The 18611-nt window shown below is 40.0% G+C and carries 23 protein-coding genes; 17 read left to right on the top strand and 6 right to left on the bottom strand.

Annotation, left to right across the window (positions count from 1 at the left end; all coding sequences use genetic code 11):
- Positions 1-39: 39 nt before the first annotated feature.
- The 4 genes from H5186_RS17030 (at position 40) to glpG (ending at position 3518) form a co-directional block, all read left to right on the top strand.
- Positions 40-1236, top strand: a complete 1197-nt coding sequence (locus tag H5186_RS17030) for a glycine C-acetyltransferase (RefSeq protein ID WP_182794717.1) — start codon at positions 40-42, stop codon at positions 1234-1236.
- 54 nt (positions 1237-1290) lie between these two features.
- Positions 1291-2316 (top strand): L-threonine 3-dehydrogenase, encoded by a 1026-nt coding sequence (tdh, locus tag H5186_RS17025; protein WP_145235065.1) that lies wholly within the window; start codon positions 1291-1293, stop codon positions 2314-2316.
- Between the two features lie 66 nt (positions 2317-2382).
- Entirely contained in the window at positions 2383-2700 is a 318-nt protein-coding gene (gene glpE, locus H5186_RS17020) for a thiosulfate sulfurtransferase GlpE (RefSeq protein WP_182739872.1), read from the top strand.
- Positions 2697-3518 (top strand): rhomboid family intramembrane serine protease GlpG, encoded by an 822-nt coding sequence (glpG, locus tag H5186_RS17015; RefSeq protein WP_182739873.1) that lies wholly within the window; start codon positions 2697-2699, stop codon positions 3516-3518. The genes glpE and glpG overlap by 4 nt, the downstream gene beginning before the upstream one ends.
- Positions 3519-3539: 21 nt before the next feature.
- Here glpG and H5186_RS17010 read toward each other — a convergent pair whose 3' ends face one another.
- Positions 3540-3947: a flagellar basal body-associated protein FliL gene (locus H5186_RS17010; RefSeq protein ID WP_145235070.1), complete on the bottom strand. Its 408-nt coding sequence runs from the start codon at positions 3945-3947 to the stop codon at positions 3540-3542.
- Between the two features lie 154 nt (positions 3948-4101).
- On the opposite strand from H5186_RS17010, the gene H5186_RS17005 reads away from it, so the two are divergent.
- Complete coding sequence (locus H5186_RS17005; protein WP_182794716.1) at positions 4102-4647, top strand: chorismate lyase; 546 nt, start codon at positions 4102-4104, stop codon at positions 4645-4647.
- The gene (gene ubiA, locus H5186_RS17000; protein WP_145235074.1) at positions 4644-5522 is read left to right on the top strand and encodes a 4-hydroxybenzoate octaprenyltransferase; all 879 of its coding nucleotides are present in this window, start codon (positions 4644-4646) and stop codon (positions 5520-5522) included. The genes H5186_RS17005 and ubiA overlap by 4 nt, the downstream gene beginning before the upstream one ends.
- 2 nt (positions 5523-5524) lie before the next feature.
- Here the strand turns inward: ubiA and H5186_RS16995 are convergent, their stop codons facing one another.
- The 4 genes from H5186_RS16995 to H5186_RS16980 all read right to left on the bottom strand — a co-directional run bounded on the left by H5186_RS16995 (position 5525) and on the right by H5186_RS16980 (position 9253).
- Positions 5525-6145, bottom strand: coding sequence for a 2OG-Fe(II) oxygenase (locus H5186_RS16995; protein WP_149981397.1), 621 nt, complete (start codon positions 6143-6145; stop codon positions 5525-5527).
- A 118-nt stretch (positions 6146-6263) separates the two neighbouring features.
- Positions 6264-7151, bottom strand: coding sequence for a LysR family transcriptional regulator (locus H5186_RS16990; protein WP_149981396.1), 888 nt, complete (start codon positions 7149-7151; stop codon positions 6264-6266).
- Between the two features lie 120 nt (positions 7152-7271).
- On the bottom strand, positions 7272-8795 hold the full coding sequence (locus H5186_RS16985; RefSeq protein ID WP_182794715.1) for a DUF3369 domain-containing protein: 1524 nt from the start codon (positions 8793-8795) through the stop codon (positions 7272-7274).
- Between the two features lie 50 nt (positions 8796-8845).
- Positions 8846-9253: a DUF2721 domain-containing protein gene (locus H5186_RS16980; RefSeq protein ID WP_149981394.1), complete on the bottom strand. Its 408-nt coding sequence runs from the start codon at positions 9251-9253 to the stop codon at positions 8846-8848.
- 76 nt (positions 9254-9329) lie between these two features.
- On the opposite strand from H5186_RS16980, the gene H5186_RS16975 reads away from it, so the two are divergent.
- The 3 genes from H5186_RS16975 to tsaD all read left to right on the top strand — a co-directional run bounded on the left by H5186_RS16975 (position 9330) and on the right by tsaD (position 11355).
- Positions 9330-9686, top strand: a complete 357-nt coding sequence (locus tag H5186_RS16975) for a DUF2007 domain-containing protein (RefSeq protein ID WP_182739875.1) — start codon at positions 9330-9332, stop codon at positions 9684-9686.
- On the top strand, positions 9679-10269 hold the full coding sequence (locus H5186_RS16970; protein WP_145235087.1) for a YjaG family protein: 591 nt from the start codon (positions 9679-9681) through the stop codon (positions 10267-10269). Before H5186_RS16975 ends, H5186_RS16970 begins: the two co-directional genes overlap by 8 nt.
- Before the next feature lie 72 nt (positions 10270-10341).
- Entirely contained in the window at positions 10342-11355 is a 1014-nt protein-coding gene (tsaD, locus tag H5186_RS16965) for a tRNA (adenosine(37)-N6)-threonylcarbamoyltransferase complex transferase subunit TsaD (protein ID WP_145235089.1), read from the top strand.
- A 2-nt stretch (positions 11356-11357) separates the two neighbouring features.
- Here the strand turns inward: tsaD and plsY are convergent, their stop codons facing one another.
- Positions 11358-11972 carry a glycerol-3-phosphate 1-O-acyltransferase PlsY gene (plsY, locus tag H5186_RS16960; protein ID WP_145235091.1) on the bottom strand — a complete coding sequence of 205 codons (615 nt, stop codon included), beginning with the start codon at positions 11970-11972 and terminating at the stop codon, positions 11358-11360.
- Positions 11973-12241: 269 nt separating this feature from the next.
- On the opposite strand from plsY, the gene folB reads away from it, so the two are divergent.
- The 8 genes from folB to H5186_RS16920 all read left to right on the top strand — a co-directional run bounded on the left by folB (position 12242) and on the right by H5186_RS16920 (position 18582).
- Positions 12242-12598, top strand: coding sequence for a dihydroneopterin aldolase (gene folB / locus H5186_RS16955; protein ID WP_145235093.1), 357 nt, complete (start codon positions 12242-12244; stop codon positions 12596-12598).
- 1 nt (position 12599) lies between these two features.
- A complete protein-coding gene (gene folK / locus H5186_RS16950) occupies positions 12600-13088 on the top strand; it encodes a 2-amino-4-hydroxy-6-hydroxymethyldihydropteridine diphosphokinase (protein WP_182794714.1) in 489 nt (162 codons plus the stop codon).
- Positions 13085-13885, top strand: coding sequence for an undecaprenyl-diphosphate phosphatase (locus H5186_RS16945; RefSeq protein ID WP_182739876.1), 801 nt, complete (start codon positions 13085-13087; stop codon positions 13883-13885). Before folK ends, H5186_RS16945 begins: the two co-directional genes overlap by 4 nt.
- 328 nt (positions 13886-14213) lie before the next feature.
- A complete protein-coding gene (mpl, locus tag H5186_RS16940; RefSeq protein WP_182739877.1) occupies positions 14214-15569 on the top strand; it encodes a UDP-N-acetylmuramate:L-alanyl-gamma-D-glutamyl-meso-diaminopimelate ligase in 1356 nt (451 codons plus the stop codon).
- Between the two features lie 12 nt (positions 15570-15581).
- Positions 15582-16205 carry a flavin prenyltransferase UbiX gene (locus H5186_RS16935; protein WP_182718381.1) on the top strand — a complete coding sequence of 208 codons (624 nt, stop codon included), beginning with the start codon at positions 15582-15584 and terminating at the stop codon, positions 16203-16205.
- On the top strand, positions 16202-17134 hold the full coding sequence (locus H5186_RS16930; protein WP_145235104.1) for an ABC transporter ATP-binding protein: 933 nt from the start codon (positions 16202-16204) through the stop codon (positions 17132-17134). The genes H5186_RS16935 and H5186_RS16930 overlap by 4 nt, the downstream gene beginning before the upstream one ends.
- Positions 17135-17902 (top strand): ABC transporter permease, encoded by a 768-nt coding sequence (locus H5186_RS16925; protein WP_145235106.1) that lies wholly within the window; start codon positions 17135-17137, stop codon positions 17900-17902.
- Entirely contained in the window at positions 17902-18582 is a 681-nt protein-coding gene (locus tag H5186_RS16920) for a tRNA (guanosine(46)-N(7))-methyltransferase TrmB (protein ID WP_182718380.1), read from the top strand. The genes H5186_RS16925 and H5186_RS16920 overlap by 1 nt, the downstream gene beginning before the upstream one ends.
- Positions 18583-18611 lie beyond the last annotated feature (29 nt).

Raw genomic sequence — 18611 nt, 5'->3', positions numbered from 1 at the left:
TAAGTACGCTCACCCCGTTCAATAATTTGGAGATTACAGATGAGAGCATCTGCGTTTTTTACTCAGCTTCAGCAGCAAATTGAAGATGTAAAAGCCGAAGGCTTATATAAAAATGAGCGTATTATTACTTCGCAGCAGCAAGCACAAATTCAAGTTGCTTCTGGTGATAAAGTTATTAACTTCTGTGCAAATAATTACTTAGGTTTAGCGAATAGCCCTGAGCTGATCCAGGCTGCACAAAACGGCTTAAATGACCATGGCTTTGGTGTTGCGTCAGTACGCTTTATTTGTGGTACACAAGACATTCATAAAACATTAGAGAAGAAGATCAGTGAATTTTTAGAAACGGAAGACACGATTTTATATTCATCATGTTTTGATGCCAATACCGGTTTATTTGAAACAATTTTAGGCGCTGATGATGCGATTATCTCTGATTCGTTAAATCATGCTTCTATCATTGATGGCGTTCGTTTATGTAAAGCAAAGCGCTTCCGTTATGCAAATAATGATATGGCAGATCTTGAAAAGCAATTGATTGCTGCCGATGAAGCGGGTGCAAAAACAAAATTAATCGCCACCGATGGTGTGTTCTCAATGGATGGGGTTATTTGTAATCTTGAAGCGGTCTGTGACCTTGCTGATAAATTCAATGCACTTGTTATGGTTGATGACTCTCATGCCGTTGGCTTTGTCGGTGAAAACGGCAAAGGCACACCTGAGTACTGCAACGTGCTAGACCGTGTTGATATTATTACCGGCACTTTAGGTAAGGCGCTTGGCGGTGCATCGGGTGGTTATACATCAGGTAAAAAAGAAATAGTTGAATGGTTACGCCAGCGCTCTCGCCCATATTTATTCTCAAACTCATTAGCGCCTTCAATCGTTACAGCATCAATCAAAGTATTAGAAATGCTCGAAAATGGCAGTGAATTGCGTGCTAAGTTATGGTCAAACGCTAAATACTTCCGTGAGCAAATGGAAGTGGCTGGATTTACCTGTGCGGGTAAAGATCACGCGATTATTCCAGTAATGTTAGGTGATGCTAAAGTTGCGTCGGCAATGGCTGATAAGTTATTAGCAGAAGGCATTTACGTCACTGGTTTTTCATTCCCAGTGGTGCCAAAAGGCCAAGCGCGTATTCGTACACAAATTTCTGCTGCGCACAGCATTGAGCAATTAGATACCGCAATTGACGCCTTTACCCGTATTGGTAAAGAAATGGGCATTATCTAATTAATTTATTTTAAACCGTTGCCTTCGCAGCGGTTTTTTTATTGAGTGTGATTCATGAAAGCATTATCTAAATTAAAAGCAGAACCAGGTATTTGGATGACGGATGCGCCAAAACCTGAAGTTGGGCATAACGATTTATTAATCAAAATTCGTAAAACCGCTATTTGTGGTACTGACGTACATATTTATAAGTGGGATGAGTGGGCGCAAAACACCATTCCTACGCCTATGGTAGTAGGTCATGAATATGTCGGTGAAGTGGTTGATATGGGTCAAGAAGTTCGCGGTTTTAGTGTTGGTGACCGAGTATCGGGCGAAGGGCATATTACCTGTGGCCATTGTCGTAACTGTCGCGCTGGGCGTGTTCATTTATGCCGTAACACCACTGGTGTAGGTGTTAACCGCGAGGGGGCTTTTGCCGAGTATTTAGTGATCCCAGCGTTTAATGCATTTAAAATTCCAGACAATATCAGTGATGAGTTAGCTTCTATTTTTGACCCATTCGGTAATGCAGTACACACAGCACTGTCATTCGATTTAGTGGGTGAAGATGTGTTGATCACAGGTGCAGGCCCAATTGGTATTATGGCTGCTGCAGTTGCAAAACATGTTGGCGCACGTCATGTAGTGATCACCGATGTCAATGAATACCGATTAGACCTTGCACGTAAAATGGGCGCAACGCGTGCAGTTAATGTGGCTAATGAAAAGCTTGAAGATATTATTAAAGAGCTTGGTATGACAGAAGGCTTTGATATTGGTCTAGAAATGTCAGGCGTACCGGTTGCATTTAATAGCATGTTAAATAACATGAATCACGGTGGTAAAATTGCCATGCTAGGTATTCCACCATCTGATATGGCGGTTGATTGGAACCAAGTGATTTTTAAAGGCTTAGTGATCAAAGGGATTTATGGCCGTGAAATGTTTGAGACCTGGTACAAAATGGCCAGTCTTATTCAGTCAGGGCTCGATCTAAATCCAATCATCACTCATCAATATTCAATAGATGACTTCCAAGCTGGCTTTGATATGATGATTTCAGGCCAATCGGGGAAAGTAATTCTTAACTGGAATTAATTATCCACTTGTTAAGAGAATTAAAGGCGGCATTTGTCGCCTTTTTTGTAATTATAAGAGAGTACTATGGCATTTAAGCATATTTCAATTACCGAAACTCAAGCACTACTTAATAAAGATGATGTCGTGATTGCTGATATTCGCGATCCTAATTCGTATCAAGCAGGGCATATTCCGGGTTCAGAGCATTTATCAAATGCCAATATTGGCGAATTTATGATGAACAAAGAGTTTGATCAGCCAATTATTATTGTTTGTTATCATGGTATGAGCTCACAAGGCGCAGCCAACTACTTAGCTGAGCAAGGCTTTGAAGATGTATACAGTATGGATGGTGGTTTTACCCAGTGGGAAACCCAATTTCCGGAGCAAGTGGAACGATGATCGAACTGGGTAGTATAAATAATCCACGTGCAGCACAAGGCTTTATTGATTATATAAAAAGCCAAGGCTTACAGGGCGAGCTTCGATCGCAAGATGGAAAAACGGTAATTATTTGTGTTGCCCCAGAGCATTTCCATCAAGCTCAGCCATTATGGCAAGCGTTTGTAGAAAACCCCAATCATGCCCGTTATCAAGAGGCATCTTGGCAAGTAGGAAGTACGCAATCACCGTTGAGCTATCAAGGCCATGACTTAAATTTAAAAGCACGCTTTAAAGCATTGAGCTGGTTAAACCAAACGGTCACTTTATTATGTGTAGGTATTTACATTGCCTTCTTACTCGGTGGCTTTGAGTCAATTTATAGCGTATTACAGTTTAAACCCAATCAACCATTAACTTGGCTTACACCTGCAATTGTGCATTTTACTGCTGTGCACTTAGTGTTTAATATTATGTGGTGGATCATGCTAGGCGATGGTATTGAAAAGCTCAGTGGTAAAAGTACTTTAGTAGGTCTTTTTTTAGTGACCGCGCTATTTAGTAATTGGGCTGAGTTTATTATGGTTGGCCCTAACTTTGGCGGCTTAAGTGGCGTTGTTTATGGTTTACTTGGGTTTTGTTGGATCCATCGGGCATTGAACCCGCAACAACCGGCTTTAGTAACTAATGGTATTATTGGTTTTATGCTGATTTGGCTGGTACTAGGCTTTGCTGACATGTTGTTTGTAAGTATGGCTAACTGGGCGCACTTAGGTGGGCTATTAAGCGGTATGGCTTACGCGTTTACCGCTCAATTGTTTACTAAAAAAACAGCTTAAGATACTCAGTTATATAAGTACTTAGTGATATAAATATTTAGTAAATAATACTTCGCGAATGATCTCTTGCCCTGTTTCTTGTTTTAACAGGGTTTTGAGTTTTTCGGCACAACGCTTTCTGATCTCTTCACGGCCGGTGAGTGATTTAATTTTTTCTTCAGGCTCTTTTGATAAAATTTCTACCAATGCATCTCTAAGTAACGGGGTGTGATGCTCAACAATAGCAATGTTTGACATATCACTGAGCATTAAATCTACAGTAATACGCACATAACCTAACTTTTTATTACTCTGACCAATATAGTTGGTAATGATATCGGGTTCGAAACCAAAGTAGCCCACAGTTGATTCAGCTTTGCTTGCAAAGCTGCTAAACAAGCTAATAAAGAAAGTGCTAATTAATATGCCAGCGTAAAGCGTTTTTTTCATATTCAGTAGAGAGCCCTGTAATTAATTGTTATTAGTCTATACGTAATAATGGCTAAGATACAGGCTGATGCAGCTATTATATTCATTAATCATCACTTTTTCCCCGAGGCGGGCAGTGGTATCATTTAAAGGGTTATTATTAAATAGAGTTATCGTGATCACATTTCCTGTTTCTGTAACTGCGGATTGGCAGTTAGGTACATCAATCAATTATTTGTCTTGTAACGAGCAAGACTGGCTACTTGAGCCCAACTCACTGACGGCGAAATTAAAAACACAGTGTGGTGAATTCTCTGTAAAAGTGCTTAGTGAGAAAGAGTTTGAACTGAGTATTTCACAACAACAATTATTAGATTGTTCAAAGCGTATTGGTATTAATCGTGAAGTTTTGCTGCTTTGTGATGGCATCCCTATGGTATACGCACAAAGCTGGCTACCTGCCACCGATGATATGCAACAACAGCAATTATTGGCACTGGGTAATCGGCCTTTAGGTGATGTTATTTTTCAACATCCGGACTTAAAACGTACCGAAATTGAAATAGCACGTTTTGATTGTCAGCACCCAGTACAGCAGCTTGTTAGCCAATACTCTGCAGCTACAAAACCCTTGTGGGGGCGACGCAGTATTTTTTCGTTGGCGCAAAGCCGTTTTTTAGTAGCTGAAATATTTTTACCAGAGGCTTATCTATATTTATGAAATTTGCTGCCTTACACATTGCTCATATACCGTATTATAAGCAGTTAATGCGCACCGATAAGCCTATCGGTACTTTATTGCTGTTATGGCCTACATACTGGGCATTGTGGCTTGCAAGTGATGGTATGCCAAGCCTACTTAATTTTGTGGTATTTAGCTTTGGTGTATTTGTTATGCGCAGCGCAGGTTGTGTTATTAATGATTACGCAGATCGTAAAATTGATGGCGCGGTAAAACGCACAGCACAAAGACCCTTAGCTTCTGGCTTGGTGAGTAGTGGCGAAGCATTAAGCTTATTTTTGTTGCTTATCATAATTGCTTTCATACTGGTGTTGTTACTCAGTTGGCAAACCATATTATTGTCAGTCGGGGCATTGCTATTGGCATTTAGCTACCCATTTATGAAACGTTACACTAATTTACCGCAAATAGTGCTAGGTGCAGCTTTTGGTTGGGCTATTCCGATGGCTTTTATGGCTGCAACAGGTACTATCCCACTGCTTGGCTGGTTGTTATTTATCGCTAATATTGCGTGGACTACGGCATACGATACTATGTATGCCATGGTAGACAGAGATGATGATTTGAAAATTGGCGTAAAGTCTACAGCGATATTGTTTGGTAGTGCCGATCGAATCATTATTTTTGCGCTAAATGGTGTATTTATAGGTTTGTTGGCTTTAATTGGTTATACGAGTCAATTAGCAATGCCGTATTGGCTTGGTCTATGTGTGGCATGTGGCTTTTTGGTTTACCAACAATTTCTAATTCATAGTCGTAATAGAGAGCATTGTTTTAAAGCTTTTTTAAATAATCATTATGTCGGTATGGTCGTTTTTATTGGCTTAGTGGCGTCCTTGCCATTTAATCTATAGTGTTAGCGAGGTGGATCAATAACGCCACTGATTGAAGTGTTTTTCCTAAACCAACCCGCAACTGAATAGCGATTATCAATTGTCGGCAGTACTTCATGCATAAAGCGTTCGCTTTCAAACATCACGAACGTGCCAGCTTTGGGCTGAATAGTGATTTCAACGTCTTTACTTTTAGGTTTGTAAATCACTAACTCACCACCAGATTGCACTGTATTTAAGTAAAATACAGTAGTAAATACACGGTTCGAACGCCCTTTAAATGCGTCGTAATGCTTTTTATAAAAGTCGCCATGCTGGTATTTCGCATAGTGACACTCATAATCAAATAAACCCAAAAAGAAATAACGATTCAAGTTTACTCTGATATCTTCAAGCGCATTTTGATAATCAATTTGAGCTTGGCTACTACCATCAAACCAAAAGGTCTTGTCGGTGCGTATGCTCTTGTCTATTTGTAAATCCTGCTGACGGCCAATACCTGCTGATTTGAAATTGGGGTTGATACGATAACAATCTTCTATCAACGCGTTAGTCAGTGTTTCAGCAAACATATTTTCGATCACGGCGTAGCCATGAGTTTCTATGTCAGTTAAATAACGTCCAGGGATCAGGTTAAGGCTCATTAATTGTACTATATAGCAGGGAAGGCGCGTAGTTTAGCTTAAAATGATGCAAAGGTACTACTGAAGATTTAGAAACCAAGCCTGAGTTCTGCTTTAGGCTTGGTTTTCATGCTGTTACTTAAGAATTAATTGATAACGCTGTCTTTTCTATTAATGACAGGAGCTGGTTTATTGGGTCGTCAGCAGTAACTTGCTGGCTGGTTTGTACAATCAATTGCTCATGAGCTAAGTTCTTATTGGTTTTTAACTGGAGCAGATTATTATTCTCTGCGACCGAACTTGCATGTTCAATACTGCTAATTGCAACATGGTTTGATTTACACAACCCGTCCATTACTTGCTCAATACTGCCAACTTTTATACTGCTGGTCTTGTTTAAGCTATCGACAGCCTCATTCAACATAGTTTGAATTTGTTTTGATTGTGAAAAACAACTATACATAGGGTAATCATTTAAATCTTGTTTGCAAAGATTGTTCTTATTCGCAAGAGGATGGCTTTTTGCAACGAATAAAATAAGTTGATCAGGTAAGTGTATGTCATTGCCAATACTATTAACTGCTTGCGAACAAACGCTAATATCAATTTCACCTAATTGCAGTTTACGAACCAACTCACTTTGTTCTTGTAGTTGCATTTCGATTTTTACATGAGGGTATTGTGCTAAAAATTGGCCACATGAAATAGGCACTATGGCACTAGCATTATTGGTATAGCCAATCACCAGCTTTTCACTTGCACAGCCATTAACGGATTTAAATAAACGCTTTTTAGTTTCTTCGAGCTTGCTTAGAGTGTCTTGTGCGTACTCTAAAAAAAGCTCACCTTCAGTTGTTAGCTTCACGGAGCGAGTCGAGCGTTTGACTAATTCATAGCCAACTTCATCTTCTAAAGTCTGAATACTGCGCGTCAATGCTGAGGTACTAATTTTTGTTGTTTCGGCCGCTTGGCGAAAATGTCGTAGCTGGCCTAAAGCTACAAATTGCTCTAATTGTTCAAATCTCACTTTTATAGTCCTTTGTATAAGTAAGCCGCACTACTGGCGAACATAATTGATATTATTTTAATAGATAGTAATCCATTGTACCCAATTTGAAAAGCGCATTTCACACAATTGTTACAAGTATCAGTTAGGGTAACGCTCTTTTATCTCCAAAAAAAGTGTTAAATTGTTAATAAATATGTCCACAAGTTTTGGCTCAAACTGTTTGCCACTCTGTTTCTTGAGCAAATCGAGTACTTCTTCAAGTGGCCAAGCTTTTTTATAGCAACGATCACTGCCAAGGGCATCAAAAACATCCGCTAGAGCTGTAATACGACCAACAATGTGAATATCTTTACCTGCAAGTTGATTAGGATAGCCTGAGCCGTCCCATTTCTCATGATGTGTATGTGCAATGATTGAACCACATTTTAATATTTCGTTATTCGAATTCTTTAGAATATCATAACCAACTTCGGCGTGAGTTTGCATAATCGCCCACTCTTGATCATCAAGCTTACCGGGTTTATTGAGAATATGATCTGGAATACTTATTTTTCCAATATCGTGCAAGGGGGAGGCGAGTTTTATTACTTCACACTCAAAGTTATTTAAGCCATATAACTTACCTAACAGTTCACTATAGTGTGCAACTCTTTTGACATGTGAACCGGTTTCTTTTGAGCGTTTTTCAACGGCTTCACCGAGAATATACGATAGCTCTTTTTGCGAATCTTTCATCATGTCGCGTAATTTCAAGTTATCGTAAGCCAGAGCAATATTGTTGGCAAAAAACTCCAAAAGCTGATAATCGGTGGTTCCTAATAACGAGCCTTTGCGCACATACAGCATTGTTTCGAGGCCTGCCTGAGTTGGAAAGTAGCCAATGTAGTCATGCATGGTTTTTTGAGATGATTTGCGATTGTGTGCTTCAACAAATAATTGCTTTACATCTTCGGGGATCATATCGGCATTAGGTTCAGGCTCAACACCTGAAGCTGCCAGTAGCTTAAAATCAGTGGCTGGGGATGTTTGTTGGTTAACAGCTGCGGCACAATAAATTTCAGTGTCATCTAAGCCCATAACATTGGTTACATGGGATAAAATTGTTGATGCAAATTCATGGACACTATCACATTTTAAAAATGAGCTAGAAGCGTTGATTATTTTTTCAAGGCCTTTTCTATGACGCTCAATAATTTGAATATCACGATGTGAACGCAGAGCTGAATACAATAATGTTTTCATTTTTATTGCCGTCAGCTCGGTTTTATTTTTGTAATCGTTAATATCGTATTCACGGATCACCGCTTCTTCAGGGGCTTCGCCAGGTTGACCCGTTCGAAGAATAAGGCGGATGTCGTGGTTATTGATATCATCACGGATAAATTTTATTAAGTCTAAACCTGCATGGCTAGTTTCCATTACCACGTCGATTAAACCAACCGAAAAATCGAGATTTTGTTGCAATAATTCTTTTGCGGCTTTCGCTGAATAGGCATGATGTAAACACAAAGCTTTATCTTCAAAGGTAAAGCCAGATAGTACAAGTTTAGTGACTTGGTGAATATCATCCTCATCATCAACCACAAGGATATTCCAGAACGCTTGTGGTGACTGAGCTTCTGACTCTTCAATGACATTTTCTGAAAATAAAAAGTCGTTCACGTTTACACCTTTAGTTTAATCATCCTGCTAAAGAGTATAGTGCTTGTTTTTTAGTCTGCCTTGTTGCTCAGTGGTTTTTTTTCAATGTTTTTAAGCTCAATTTCAATCGCATCACATGAAATATGTATTTCATATAAAGAGGTTAGCAACGATAGCGCAAGGCTGGCTAAGCTAATACCAAATAAAATTACGCCAGTGGTTTTAAACTCAATAAATAATGCAAACATTGAGAATGTACACATTAAAAAAGAAGCAACGCCATAGACTTGCATAGTTCGAATGAGTCTAATACGTTTCCTTAGGTTAGTAATTTGTGCAACGACTAATGGTCGAATAGTGTCACCTTCACGGGCATTAAGTTCACGAATTAATTGTGCTAGCACTAAAAAACGATTGGTATATGCTAATAACAATAAAGAAATTGCAGGGAACAGCAGTCCAGGTGTCGTGAGGGTCATGATTATTTCCTATATAACAATTACTTCGCTTAGAGTAGCTTAGGGTAATTTAATCGCAAAGTAAAAGAGGTTGTCATTGCAAAATAAAATAAATAACAACAGTACAGAGCAACCCCCATTTCAATGGTTAACAATCTATTGCGCTGCAAATGCGGTAGAGGCAAACATTGTCAAAGGGTTATTACTTAACAGCAATATTGAGTGTCAGTTACTCGGTGAGTCCTTACAAGGAGCCGTTGGCGAAATACCTTTAGATCAAACCCAAGTGAGAGTACAGGTTTTTGTGATTAAAGAGCGCCAGGCGCGGCAAATATTGGTAAACTACACTCAAGTACAACAATCCGCTCCTGATTGGGTATGCCCCAACTGTAACGAGCATAATGGGCCAACATTTGAAATTTGTTGGTCTTGCAGGACACCAAATAATGACTAAAGCGAATAATTTTCAGCGTATAAGAGAGCTTAACTATTTGCAACAAGCGGTACTGGCAGCAGCATTAATTGAACGCATGCTACCTAATTATGGTTTATTTAGTGAAGCAACAGGATTTGGTGACGAAGCTATTTTGCGTAGTGCACTTAATTTGTGTTGGGAAAAAATCTTACTGCCGAAAAGTAAGATAAGTCTTGAAAAGCAAATTGAGAAAATAGAGCCTAATGTTCCAGAACTCGCTGATTTTGATATGTTCGGTACTTATCCAGCGATAGATGCCGCCACTGCCTTATTAGGTTTAATGCATGGTTTAATTGCCAAAGATGAGCAAGAATTTATCAGCATTAGTAAAATCTCTCAGGCGACTGTTGCGCGTTTTATTGAATATCAATTAACGGTTGAAGGTGAACTGGCTGATAATACAGCGGTACGTGAACATCCGTTAATGCAATACGAAATTGAAGTGTTAGGCGAGTTAATTGATTTTGTTGAGCAGATGGGCAGAGTAACAGCTGAAAATGTTAAAGCGTTAAAGCAACACGCTATAGCTGATGGACAAACAAACATTGGTATTACACTTTAAGTAACCAAAACTCTGATTAAGAGATTTATTTTAAGAATTTAAAAGTGCCAAAGGGCATGGGAGAAAACTGCAGTGCGAATTTTAGGCATTGAATCGTCGTGTGATGAAACGGGAATTGCAATCTATGATGATGAACAAGGTCTACTTGCTCATCAACTCTATAGCCAAGTAAAAGTGCATGCAGATTATGGCGGTGTAGTGCCTGAACTTGCATCTCGAGATCATGTTCGTAAAACCTTGCCATTAATCGATGCTGCTTTTGCACAGGCCGGTTGCGGACCTGAAGATATCGATGGTATTGCTTACACTGCAGGCCCAGGACTGGTGGGAGCATTATTAGTGGGTACTTCAATTGGACGCTCACTTGCCTATGGGTGGAATATTCCAGCAGTGGCTGTTCATCATATGGAGGGCCATCTACTGGCGCCAATGCTTGAAGAAAACGTGCCTGAATTTCCGTTTATTGCTTTACTCGTATCAGGTGGACACACCATGATGGTTAAAGTCGCTGGGATTGGTCAGTATGAAGTATTGGGTGAATCGGTAGATGATGCCGCAGGTGAAGCATTTGATAAAACAGCTAAGTTACTTGGTTTAGATTACCCTGGTGGGCCACGGTTAGCTAAACTTGCTGAGCAAGGTGTTCCTAAGCGCTTTATTTTCCCACGACCAATGACAGATAAACCGGGCCTTGACTTTAGTTTTAGCGGCTTGAAAACGGCGGCTGCAATTACTATTCGTAATAATGACGATGATCAGCAAACCAAAGCAGATATCGCTCATGCGTTTCAAACCGCAGTTATTGATACATTAGTTATTAAATGTAAGCGTGCTTTAAAGCAAACGGGTATAAATCGCTTAGTAATTGCCGGTGGTGTAAGCGCCAATATACAGCTACGTGCGCAACTAGAGCGTGTAATGCAAGGCATGAAAGGACAGGTTTATTATCCGCGCACAGAGTTTTGTACTGACAATGGTGCCATGATCGCCTATGCGGGTATGCAGCGCTTAAAGGCTGGGCAGTTTGCCAGCCTTGATATGAAAACGAAACCACGTTGGCCGATAGATAGTTTAGAGGCTATTTAAATTTAAGTATTGTTATCATCTTTAGTTGGTGGCGTTTTTTTGTCACCAATTTTAGGTTCTTTGCCACTAAATAAACGTTTAATATTGGCGTGGTGGCGAAAGATAATCAAAATAGTTAAAAATGTTACTGGTAAGGTATAAAGCGGTTTGATCCACCAAGTGTATAATGGCGCTAAAGAAACGGCAACTAATGCCCCAAGTGACGAATAGCGTGTAATAGCAACAACAGCCACCCAGGTTGAAATTAATAACCCGCCTAACAACAAGCCAATGGGAAGCAATGTTCCAAATGCAGTTGCAACTGCTTTACCGCCTTTAAAGTGAAAGAATACCGGAAACATATGTCCTAAACACGCAGCAACCCCTATCAATCCCAGCATTAGTGGTTCAAGTTGTAAAAAATAAGCGCCCCAGACAGGAATAGTCCCTTTGAGAATATCAAACACTAAGACTAAGCAGGCTGGAACAGCGCCACCAAGACGATAAACATTAGTTGCGCCAGGGTTGTTTGAGCCATTGCTGCGAGGATCGGGTAGTTTAAACAGCCGAGACACTAGAATGGCTGATGAAATCGACCCGAGTAAATAGGCTAAAACTAACATTAAAACGGCTATCACGCGCTTCCTTATTTTTTAATCGCAGTTTTTCGGCTATCATTGGCCGCAAAAATTGCATTCATACTTTTCGTGGTTCAAATAGCAGATACATAATGTATCTATACGCTTATATCATATGGGTAATTTTTACATGATGTACCTATAGGCTATTGTATGGGTAATTTTTACATAATAAAACACAGTTAAAGTGTATAAAGGCTATAAATGCAAATTATAGCCGATGTAGACTCAAGTCAATGAGTTTTAAGTTTTTGCCAGTTGGAGCAGTTATGGATAAGGTTTTTATATCGCAACTACATGTTGACACTATCATAGGCGTGTACGATTTTGAAAAAGAAACTAAACAGAGTTTGTATTTTGATATCGAGATGCTGTGTGATATTAAACCCGCAGCAAAAACCGATGACATTGCCTTAGCACTTGATTACGCAAAGGTAAGTGAGAGAGTAATCGCGCACACGACAGCAAAGCCTGTTGAGTTATTGGAGACCTTAGTAGAGCAACTAGCGGCTATCATTTTAACCGAGTTTGCTACAACACAAGTTACCATTCGAGTTAGTAAACCCGCAGCCGTCGCGCAAGCACGCACTGTAGGTGTTGAAATTACCCGACTCAAGGCACGTTAAGATGGCGCAAATTTATATTAGCCTTGGCTCTAATGTTGATAAAGAACATTATATCCGCCAAGCGTTAATCGCCCTAAAAACACACCTTGTAGAATTCGAGCATTCCAGTGTCTTTGAAAGCGAAGCAGTTGGCTTTGCAGGTAATAACTTTTACAACTCAGTCATTGGTGCACAAACACAGATACCGCTTCCCCAGTTATGTCAGTTACTCAAACAGATTGAACGAGATAATGGTCGTACAAATAACGATAAAAAATTTAGCCCGCGTACACTCGATCTAGATTTACTGTTTTACGATGATGTAGTGTGTGATTCTCCTGCACAGTTACCCCGTGATGAAATCACCAAAAATGCCTTTGTCCTGCAGCCATTGGCAGAAATAGCTCCCGATTTTTATCATCCTACAGCAAAGCAAACAATCGCTCAGTTGTGGGATACTTACAACAACCCCAAGCAAAAACTATGGAAGGTGGAGTTTACTAACCCATGAGTATTATCGAAATTATTGTTTTAGCCCTGATCCAGGGATTAACTGAGTTTTTACCTATTTCAAGCTCAGCTCACCTCATTCTCCCTTCACAAATTCTTGGCTGGCAAGATCAAGGCCTTGCCTTTGATGTTGCTGTGCATGTAGGCACGCTGATTGCCGTAATAATTTACTTCAGAAAAGAAGTTGTCGAAATACTTGCTGCATGGTTTAAATCATTTGGTGCACAAGGTACAACAGATGATAGTAAACTTGGCTGGTGGATTATTTTAGGCACTATACCAGCCGCTGTACTGGGTTTAATTTTTAAAGACTTAATCGAGCTCTATTTACGCAGTGCGTGGGTAATTGCAATCACCACTATTTTGTTTGGTTTATTACTTTGGTATGCCGACGTAAAAGGTAAGCAAACTAAAACAATTTATCAATTAACTTGGAAATCAGCACTGATGATCGGTATGGCGCAAGCGATGGCGATGATCCCAGGTACATCACGCTCGGGTATTACGATGACCGCCGGTTTAATGCTGGGGATGAATAAACAAAGCGCTGCGCGTTTTTCATTTTTACTCGCAATTCCAGTGATCTCAATGATGGGCTTGTATTACACCATTGAGCTGGCATTAGGGGATCATATAGTTGATTGGACAACATTAATTTTAGGCGCTGGTTTATCGTTTCTCTCTGCGTATGCGTGTATTTTCCTGTTCTTAAAAATAATCGAACGTATGGGGATGATGCCATTTGTTATCTATCGATTATTATTGGGTGTGGGTTTAATTGTTTTTTTGATGATGTAACGCTAGGTTTATAAAAGATCAATAAAAACGCCTTAACTCAATGAGCTAAGGCGTTTTTTTATAAGCCAAATGCACCTTAAATTAGAAAGTGTATTTTGCACCCATCGATAAGCGACCTTTCCAGCGAGGCTCTGCAATTACATCTACATTTGAGCGGTTAAGCATAAGTAAGGGAATTATTTAACTTATATACTTATTCGTTGTTATTTAGCACAAGTGTTGTGTTAGATGGCAATGGTAACTGAGCGCTATTTTTGGCATTATGGCATCTCATTTATTATCTATTTTTTAGCGCTGCGTAAGCTATGTGTGGCGGCAAAGGAATAATATGCATATTCATATTTTAGGCATTTGCGGCACCTTTATGGGTGGTATTGCAGCGATAGCTAAGTCGCTAGGTCATACAGTCACGGGCTCTGATCTAAACGTATATCCGCCAATGAGCACGCAACTCGAAGAGCTTGGTATTAAATTAACCCAAGGCTATGATGTCTCTCAGTTAGAACCTGCACCAGATATGGTGATTATTGGCAATGCAATGAGTCGTGGTAACCCATGTGTTGAATATGTATTGGACAAGGGCTTAGCGTATACTTCTGGCCCTGAATGGTTAAAGCATAATTTATTGCAAAACTCCTGGGTACTGGCGGTTGCTGGAACTCATGGTAAAACTACCACTGCAAGCATGCTGGCATGGATTTTAGAATACGCGGGTTTAAAGCCAGGGTTTTTGATTGGCGGTATTGTGCAAAATTTTGGTTTGTCGGCACGGGTTGGCGAAACGCCATTTTTTGTAATTGAAGCTGATGAATACGACACTGCATTTTTTGATAAACGCAGTAAGTTTGTTCATTACTTACCGCGCACACTGATTTTAAACAATCTTGAGTTTGATCATGCTGATATTTTTGAAGATTTAAACGCTATTAAAAAACAATTTCATCATTTGATGCGTACACTACCAAGTAGCGGCAAAGTTATTTGGCCACAACAAGACGATGCTCTGCAAGATGTAATTAACCAAGGCTGTTGGAGCGAAAGTGAAACACTGGGCGCTGATTGGGGATATGAGCTGATTAATGCCGATGGCAGTGAATTTGCAGTGTTACTCAATGATGAATACCAAGGCTCAGTAAAATGGCAAGCGTTTGGTGGGCACAATGTTAAAAACGCTATTATGGCTATTGCTGCCGCGCGCCATGTCGGGATTGCAATTGAACATAGCATTGCAGGGTTAGGGGAATTTATTAGTCCTAAACGTAGGATGGAGCTAAAAGCCGATATTGCCAATATTAAAGTGTATGACGACTTTGCTCATCACCCAACAGCTATCACTACAACGCTTGCTGGGTTGCGTGCAAAAGTAGGCAATGAAAAAATTATTGCGATATTAGAGCCGCGCTCAAACACTATGAAAATGGGTGTACATCAACATACGTTATTGGCGTCATTAGCTGATGCTGATGATGTGTATTTATTCGAGCCAGATAATTTAACCTGGTCATTAAGTGAGCAGGCCAAACAGGCTGGTATGTTATGCTTGAGTAATACCGATGAGATCGTTGAACAAGTGGTCTCCCAAGCGCAACCGCAACAACATATTTTGATCATGAGTAATGGTGGCTTTAATGGTCTCCACAACACATTGATAACAGCTTTGCAGCATAAATTTATCCAGCAATAAACCGGAGCGACAGTGCAATATAAAGAAACCATAACGCTGGCCTTTAGTGGTGCGTCAGGCGCGCCATATGGCTTACGATTACTTGAAGTATTGCTCGCGCAGCAGTTTCGCGTGTATGTATTGATCTCAAGCGCGGCGCGTGTAGTGCTAGATACTGAATCAAACATTAAATTATCAGCCAATGAAGATAAAGCCACCGAACAATTAAGTAGCTTATTTAAATCACAGCCAGGGCAGTTACAAGTATTTGGTAAAGATAACTGGTTTAGCCCTGTGGCGTCTGGCTCTGCAGCGCCGAAAAAAATGGTCGTGTGCCCGTGTAGTGCAGGCTCGGTCTCTGCAATAGCGATGGGGGCCTCTGATAATTTATTAGAGCGCGCCGCTGATGTCGTGATTAAAGAGCGTGGTCAGTTAATTTTAGTGCCACGAGAAACGCCATTTAGTGAAATCCATCTAGAAAACATGCTAAAGCTCGCAAAGCTCGGGGTAACAATTATGCCAGCTGCACCGGGGTTTTATCATCAACCGCAAACCATTAACGACTTAGTTGATTTTATGGTTGCACGTATTTTAGATCATTTAAATATTGCACACACACTAACTAAACGTTGGGGTTATGGGGAGGGTAAATCATGAGTAAAGCATTGGCTTTGAATATTGAAGGCCTTACCAAAGTATATAAAAATGGTGTTGAAGCCGTTAAAGGCGTTGATCTAAAAGTATATGAAGGTGATTTTTTTGCCTTGTTAGGCCCAAATGGCGCGGGTAAGTCAACTACCATTGGGGTGATCTCATCATTGGTTAATAAAACCAAAGGCTTAGTAGAGGTGTTTGGTCACAACATAGATTCAGATTTAGAAGCCGCTAAATCACAACTAGGCTTAGTGCCACAAGAGTTTAACTTTAGCCAGTTTGAAACGTTGACGCAAATACTGGTAAATCAAGCGGGTTATTACGGAGTTCCCCGTAAGGTGGCGCATCAACGAGCGGATAAATATTTAGCGCAATTAGGCTTACTTGAAAAGAAAGACAAACAAGCACGAACACTATCAGGTGGCATGAAACGTCGTTTAATGATTGCTCGCGCGTTAATGCATGAACCAAAACTGCTAATTTTAGATGAGCCAACCGCCGGTGTAGATATTGAATTACGCCGTTCGATGTGGGATTTTTTAAGACAAATTAATGAGCAGGGGGTGACGATTATTCTCACCACCCATTACTTAGAAGAAGCCGAACTGCTGTGTAAAAATATCGCGATTATTGATTCCGGCATTATCGTTGAAAACACCACCATTAAAGCACTGCTTGCCAAACTAGATAAAGAAACCTTTATTCTTGATTTAAAACAGCCTGTCCAGCCGGTTACCGTTACGCTTGATGGTTATAAGTTTACTATGGCTGATGATCATACTATTGAGGTTGAAGTAGCCAAATCACAGGGCTTGAATGCAGTATTTACAGCATTAACCGAGCAGGGCAATACCGTGCTTAGCATGCGTAATAAAGCTAACCGATTAGAAGAGTTGTTTGTAGGTTTACTAGAGCAAGGGCGGGGCAAGTAGATGTTTAAATATGGCGTAGCCTTAAAGAGTTTATGGTTTAAAGAGTGCATTCGATTTTTGCGTATCTGGGTACAAACACTCGTACCACCGGCAATCACTATGAGTTTGTACTTTGTGATTTTCGGTAATCTTATAGGCTCTCGTATTGGTGATATGGGGGGCTTTAGTTATATGGAGTTTATTGTGCCGGGTCTTATCATGATGTCGGTGATCACTAATTCGTATTCTAATGTGGCATCAAGCTTTTATTCAACCAAGTTTCAAAAAAGTATTGAAGAGCTGTTAGTTGCACCCGTGCCTAATTATATCATTGTGCTTGGCTATATGGGCGGTGGTATGACCCGTGGCATGCTGGTGGGATTAATTGTTACGTGTGTGTCGTTATTATTTGTGGATATTCAAATCCATAATATTTTTGTGATCATCGCGACAGTAATTTTAACTTCTGCGGTATTTGCTTTAGGCGGTTTGATCAATGCTATTTATGCTAATAGCTTTGACGATATCAGTATAATTCCGACCTTTATTTTAACGCCATTGACCTATCTAGGTGGTGTGTTTTACTCAATCACTTTATTGCCAGAGTTTTGGCAAGGCGTATCGCAGGTTAATCCAATTATTTATATGGTTAATGCCTTTAGGTATGGTTTCTTAGGCGTGTCGGATGTTGATTTAACGGTCGCATTTGGCGTGTTGTTATTATTTATTACAGCCTTATTTATATTAGCTTTAACGTTAATTAAAAAAGGTGTGGGGTTAAGACACTAATGAGTGATGCAAATTCACGAAGTATTGTATCGAATCAACAAGGCTTACATGAAAAGCTGGATGATATAGTTAATAAGCATTTAGCTGCCCAGTTTAAAAAACCCATTGCAGCTCATACGCAAACGGCGTTTGATCAAGTAAATGAAAAAGTGCAGGCTTTTAATGGGCCCATTATTTTAGATTCGTGTTGTGGGGTAGGTGAAAGCACCGCTAATTTAGCGAAACGACATCCTGATGCGTTAGTTATAGGTATTGATAAGTCATCGCATCGTTTAGATAAGCATGACATTGAATATAAACAAACCGATTCAGGTCAGTACATTTTAGTGCAAGCCGATTTAAATGACTTTTGGCGACTCGCAGTGGCGGCTAATTGGCAACCCACACATCATTATTTGCTGTATCCAAATCCGTGGCCAAAAGCGAAGCATATTCAACGTCGCTGGCATGGCGCTGCTATTTTTCCATTTATCGTTAAATTAGGTGGGCTGTTAGAAGTTCGCAGCAATTGGGATATTTATGTGAAAGAGTTTGCTCAAGCACTCAAACTCACCGGACATGACTGCACAGTAGAGCTTTATCAAAATGATTTGGCAGTTACGCCATTTGAACGTAAATATTGGGCAAGTGGTCAACAAAGTCACCGTTTAGTAATTAATTTAGATCCTGGCTCGAAATAAAAATTAAGTATTTTATAACTTAATGTTTT

It is taken from the genome of Pseudoalteromonas sp. SG41-2 (assembly GCF_014164535.1).
In the GTDB taxonomy this organism is placed as follows: domain Bacteria; phylum Pseudomonadota; class Gammaproteobacteria; order Enterobacterales; family Alteromonadaceae; genus Pseudoalteromonas; species Pseudoalteromonas rhizosphaerae.
The sequence above is the reverse complement of the archived record's forward strand: the minus strand, read 5'-3'. Positions and strand labels throughout refer to the sequence as shown.

Excerpts from the sequence above, each read along its gene's own strand:
- H5186_RS16995 (WP_149981397.1), bottom strand. The coding sequence starts at position 6,145 with ATGAGCCTTAACCTGATCCCTGGACGTTATTTAACTGACATAGAAACT.
- glpE (WP_182739872.1), top strand. The coding sequence starts at position 2,383 with ATGGCATTTAAGCATATTTCAATTACCGAAACTCAAGCACTACTTAAT.
- glpG (WP_182739873.1), top strand. The coding sequence starts at position 2,697 with ATGATCGAACTGGGTAGTATAAATAATCCACGTGCAGCACAAGGCTTT.
- H5186_RS16920 (WP_182718380.1), top strand. The coding sequence starts at position 17,902 with ATGAGTGATGCAAATTCACGAAGTATTGTATCGAATCAACAAGGCTTA.
- H5186_RS16930 (WP_145235104.1), top strand. The coding sequence starts at position 16,202 with ATGAGTAAAGCATTGGCTTTGAATATTGAAGGCCTTACCAAAGTATAT.
- H5186_RS16970 (WP_145235087.1), top strand. The coding sequence starts at position 9,679 with ATGACTAAAGCGAATAATTTTCAGCGTATAAGAGAGCTTAACTATTTG.
- H5186_RS17030 (WP_182794717.1), top strand. The coding sequence starts at position 40 with ATGAGAGCATCTGCGTTTTTTACTCAGCTTCAGCAGCAAATTGAAGAT.
- mpl (WP_182739877.1), top strand. The coding sequence starts at position 14,214 with ATGCATATTCATATTTTAGGCATTTGCGGCACCTTTATGGGTGGTATT.
- folB (WP_145235093.1), top strand. The coding sequence starts at position 12,242 with ATGGATAAGGTTTTTATATCGCAACTACATGTTGACACTATCATAGGC.
- H5186_RS16945 (WP_182739876.1), top strand. The coding sequence starts at position 13,085 with ATGAGTATTATCGAAATTATTGTTTTAGCCCTGATCCAGGGATTAACT.
- H5186_RS16925 (WP_145235106.1), top strand. The coding sequence starts at position 17,135 with ATGTTTAAATATGGCGTAGCCTTAAAGAGTTTATGGTTTAAAGAGTGC.
- tdh (WP_145235065.1), top strand. The coding sequence starts at position 1,291 with ATGAAAGCATTATCTAAATTAAAAGCAGAACCAGGTATTTGGATGACG.
- H5186_RS17010 (WP_145235070.1), bottom strand. The coding sequence starts at position 3,947 with ATGAAAAAAACGCTTTACGCTGGCATATTAATTAGCACTTTCTTTATT.
- H5186_RS16980 (WP_149981394.1), bottom strand. The coding sequence starts at position 9,253 with ATGACCCTCACGACACCTGGACTGCTGTTCCCTGCAATTTCTTTATTG.
- ubiA (WP_145235074.1), top strand. The coding sequence starts at position 4,644 with ATGAAATTTGCTGCCTTACACATTGCTCATATACCGTATTATAAGCAG.
- folK (WP_182794714.1), top strand. The coding sequence starts at position 12,600 with ATGGCGCAAATTTATATTAGCCTTGGCTCTAATGTTGATAAAGAACAT.